The sequence below is a fragment of the Marinitoga sp. 1138 genome (genome assembly GCF_013363265.1).
Classification (GTDB): domain Bacteria; phylum Thermotogota; class Thermotogae; order Petrotogales; family Petrotogaceae; genus Marinitoga; species Marinitoga piezophila.
The window spans coordinates 1-1,196 of sequence record NZ_LBFA01000033.1; the positions used below are offsets into that span (position 1 = coordinate 1).

Annotated in this window: 1 protein-coding gene; it reads right to left on the bottom strand. The window is 32.7% G+C overall.

The window, feature by feature from the left end; translation table 11 throughout:
* A partial coding sequence (locus XO11_RS10360; RefSeq protein WP_175418611.1) for a methyl-accepting chemotaxis protein occupies window positions 1-1,196 on the bottom strand: 1,196 nt, incomplete at both ends.

The window sequence follows — 1,196 nt, forward strand, 5'->3', positions numbered from 1 at the left end:
TAAATTTTAAATTGTTTAATAAGAGTATTAAGTTCTTCACTTAAATCTTCAAGTCTATTGGCAACCTTTGTAATCTTTGCAAAGTCTTCGTTCTGTGCTTTTATTTCATTCTTGAAGTTAATTACATCTTCAGCAACGCTTGTAACAGCTTTATTTGCAGTATCTACAGCAGCTGCAATTTCCTCTGTTGATGCTGTTTGCTCTTCTGCTGATGATGCAGTGCTGTCAATCATCATTGAAATACCTTCAATTTCCTGTGTGATACTTTCAAATTGTTCTGCAATTTCAAATACCATCTTGTTTGCTTCATTTATACTTTCAACAACATTTTCTGTTTCTTTATCAACTTCTGAAGCGCTGTTTTGTATTTTTCCAAGTATATTTGCAATTTCTTCTGTGGCTTTTTTACTTTCTTCTGCAAGTTTTCTAATTTCATCAGCAACAACAGCAAATCCTTTTCCTGCTTCTCCAGCTCTTGCTGCTTCAATAGCTGCATTTAATGCAAGGAGGTTTGTCTGTTCTGTAATTGAATTAATTGTCTCAACAATTTCCTGAATATTAGCAGTTTCACTTGCAAGTACCTTAACTGTTTTTGCGTTTTCCTTTGCCTTTTCATTAACGTCAATCATTTTTGTTTTAACTTCTTCAACGTTCTTTGAACCTTCTTTAGCAAGTCCTGAAACCTGAGTTGATCTTTCCATTATTTCCTGAGTTGATCTTGAAACGTTTTGTGCTGCAGCAGCAATTTCTTCAACACCGGCAGTTGTTTCTTCAAGTGAAGAAGAAGCGTCCTGAACCTTGGAGTTAATTTCTTCAATTTCATCGTATATTCTCAAGTTTAATTCATAATTCTTATCAATAGAATTAGAAACTTCTGAAGATGTTTCAATTAATGTTTTTGAAGATTCCTGAACCTTTTCAACAAGTGTTCTTAATGAAGCAATTGTTTGGTTCATAATTTTAGCAAGAACACCCAATTCATTATTTGCATCAACATGAACTTTAACGTTAAGATTACCCTTTCCAACCTCTTCCATTTCTTTTGTCATAATTAAAATAGGTTTTGTAATTGCTTTATTAACAAATACAATACCAATTACAAAAGCACCAATCATTATTACAAGGAATACAACAATTAATACTGAAGTTTCCTTCCATACTGCGTCTGTAATTGCTTTTTTAGGTATTGCTGTGTA